This window comes from bacterium (assembly GCA_024224155.1).
Lineage (GTDB): Bacteria > Acidobacteriota > Thermoanaerobaculia > Multivoradales > JAHEKO01 > CALZIK01.
This window is the reverse complement of sequence record JAAENP010000024.1, coordinates 1-2981: the sequence shown is the minus strand read 5'-3', so window position 1 is coordinate 2981 and position 2981 is coordinate 1. Positions and strand designations below refer to the sequence as shown.

Below are 2981 nucleotides of genomic sequence, written 5' to 3'. Positions count from 1 at the left end.
GACTCGAACTAACGGGCTGGCGGTATCACTGGATCTAAGAATCATGTTGACGCGAATTAAACTACAGAATTTCAAACGCTTCAACGATTTTGACACTTCGCTTCAGGACGGACTCAACGTCTTGGTCGGAGACAACGAATCGGGGAAGAGCACAATTCTTCTTGCTGTAGAGCTTGTGTTGCACGAAGCCGCTTCGCGGCGGTATCCCTCCGGTCTACCAGCCGATAGGCTGGATCCTCTGACTCCCACGGCCCCCGGAACCCTCCTCGACGTCTCTATCTGAACCGGCTTCTCTGCCGGCATGCCTCGCTCTGTCGCAGTTTCTCTGAGGGGCAGTAGCCGCCGGGCTCATGTGTAGCCTTCGAGGTTCGGGCAATTCCGCCCGAGCCTGCAAAGGAGGCTGATCATGAAGTACGGAATCGAACCGACCCTGAAACGGACGGAGGAGGAGCTGAAGCTGGCCGACTACAGCCCGGCGACTGTGCGGACCTATCATAGTGCAACCAGGCGTTTTTTGTACCATGCCTTGAAGCCGAGCAACCAGCTGACGCACGACGACGTTCGCCGGTACATACTGTACATGACCGAGGAGGGGTACTCGGGCTCGAGCATCAACCAGCACCACTTCGCCATCCGCTTTCTTTTCCAGAAGGTCCTCAAGAAGGAGGGGTTCCGGCTGGAGCAGCCTCTGCACAAGAGGCCGAAGAAGGTGCCGGTCGTCCTGGCTCGGGAAGAGGTCGACCTGCTCTTCGAAGCCGCCACCGATCTCGGGTACCAGACGATCTGGATGGTGCTCTACTCTTCGGGCCTGCGTTTGAGCGAAGCCGCGCGGCTTCGCGTCTCCGACATCGACAGCAAGTCGATGCAGCTCCTGGTCCGCAACGGCAAGGGGCGGAAGGACCGCTACACGGTTCTGTCCAAGAGCCTGCTGGGGCAGCTACGTACCTACTACAGAGCCTACCGGCCAGAGGAGTGGCTATTCTACGGCCGTGACAAGCAGCACCCTCCGGTCCTGCGCACACTTCAAAAAGTCTTCAAAGAGGACAAGAGGCGGGCCGGGATCCGCAAGAAGGCGACTCGCACAGCTTGCGACATGCTTTTGCCACGCACTCGATGGAAGACGGTGCCAATTTGCTTTACATTCGTGACATGCTCGGACACCGGGCGATCCAATCCACGTTGATCTACCTCAGAGTGACCTCGGAAGGTATCAACCGCCTGGTCAATCCGCTCGACCGACTGCTGCAGGTTCCGCCTGAGGACGGTGGTCCGAAATGAGCGCCGGGCCCTTGGAGATCGCCGAGATCTTCCGCCAGTACCGGAGCGCGTACGAGCAGAAAGTAGGGCGCCTCTCGGCCGCCGAGCAGCGCGTCGTCCGCGACATCACCAGCTGCCGCACGGCCGATCTCGGTGGTCATCTCTACGTCTGTGACCAATGCGGCGTGATCAGCGAGCGCTTCAACTCGTGTCGCAATCGCCACTGTCCGAAGTGCCAGAAGCTGGAGCGCGAGCGCTGGCTGGAGAAGCGTCAGCAGGAGCTGCTGCCAGTACCGTACTTCCACCTCGTCTTCACGGTCCCGCACCAACTCAACCCGTTGTTTCTGAGCGCTCCGAAGACGCTCTACAGTTTGCTCTTTCGAACCACCGCGGACACTCTGCTGGAGATCGCCGAGGATCCGAAGCACCTGGGTGCCAAGATCGGCTTGTTGGCGGTCTTACATTCGTGGGGCTCGAACCTCGAGCTTCACCCACACCTACATGTCATCGTGCCGGGCGGCGGGCTGTCGCCGGATCGGCAACGGTGGATCGCAACGAAGCGGGATTTCTTCCTACCGGTCAAGGTCCTCAGCCGCGTCTTCCGCGGCAAGTTTCTCGAAGAGGTCCGGAGGATGGCGCGACAGGGACAGCCTGTGTTTCCGCGTCGTCTTAGTCCAAGGGACGAACCCAGCGCCTTTCGGTGCTGGCTCGACGAGCTGTATACCGCGCCTTGGGTAGTGTATAGCAAGCCTCCCTTCGGCGGCGCCGAGCGCGGCTTGCAGTACCTGGCGCGCTACACCCACCGGGTGGCGATCAGCCAGGATCGACTGCGACGCTTGGAAGACGACCGCGTGGTCTTCGACTGGAAAGACTACCGCGACGACGGCAAGGTCAAGGTGATGAGCCTCGACGCGGCCGAGTTCTTGCGGCGCTTCCTGATGCACGTGCTGCCCTCGGGCTTCCACCGCATCCGCTACTACGGCCTGCTGGCCAATCGCCATCGGGCGACCAACCTGGAGCGCTGTCGGTACCTGCTGGGTGTCGTCACCGAGACGAAGCCTGATCCTCAGGCGGCGGCCAACGATGAACCGTCGGAGCCGGAGTCCTGGCAGGAACGGATGCTGCGCTTGACAGGCATCGATCCGACTCTCTGCCCGGCCTGAGGCGAAGGACACCTCCAGGTGCTGGAGAAAGTGCCGTCGCTGGCCGACCTGCAGATGATCGCGGCCCGGGCTCCACCGGTCGCGGCCCTGGCCTTGGCGAGCTGACAGACTGATCCGCCTTCCTCCGGTCCCGTTTCGCCGGGACCCTGGGTGAAGTGCGTCCGGCCGGCGGCTTGTGGTAAGCTCCGGGCCGTCAAATCCCTCCAGCCGGCTCGGAAACGGGCTCACAGAGCCTGCCCGGCCTCGGGGAGGCCCCAATATGCTGCGATCTCACCTGCATCCGACCGTCTCGCCCACCGCGACGACGCCCCTGGCTGAGGGATACAAAGTCCTAATCGCAAGGCCCGTGCCAGCCGGCGGCCTCGTACAACTCGCTTCCAACTGAAGGCGGCTCCTGTGCTGGATGACGCGGAGAGCTTGGCTTGGCCTTCAGTTAGAAGCTTTATTGTTCGGCGGCTCAAGACGTGCGAGCTCCGGTGTATGAAGAGCGAGAGGCCGTGAGTATGCCGTGAGGACGAGAGCGATGCGATCGGTACCAGAATGGCATTCTCGCTGGCGTTC

4 protein-coding genes are annotated in these 2981 nt (G+C 61.6%); all 4 read left to right on the top strand.

Annotated features, from left to right (window positions below):
• Window positions 1–43 precede the first annotated feature (43 nt).
• Window positions 44–283, top strand: coding sequence for an AAA family ATPase (locus GY769_02195; protein ID MCP4200730.1), 240 nt, complete (start codon window positions 44–46; stop codon window positions 281–283).
• Between the two features lie 123 nt (window positions 284–406).
• Window positions 407–1183: a tyrosine-type recombinase/integrase gene (locus GY769_02190; protein ID MCP4200729.1), complete on the top strand. Its 777-nt coding sequence runs from the start codon at window positions 407–409 to the stop codon at window positions 1181–1183.
• Complete coding sequence (locus tag GY769_02185; GenBank protein MCP4200728.1) at window positions 1087–1278, top strand: tyrosine-type recombinase/integrase; 192 nt, start codon at window positions 1087–1089, stop codon at window positions 1276–1278. The genes GY769_02190 and GY769_02185 overlap by 97 nt, the downstream gene beginning before the upstream one ends.
• Entirely contained in the window at window positions 1275–2420 is a 1146-nt protein-coding gene (locus tag GY769_02180) for an IS91 family transposase (GenBank protein MCP4200727.1), read from the top strand. Before GY769_02185 ends, GY769_02180 begins: the two co-directional genes overlap by 4 nt.
• Window positions 2421–2981 lie beyond the last annotated feature (561 nt).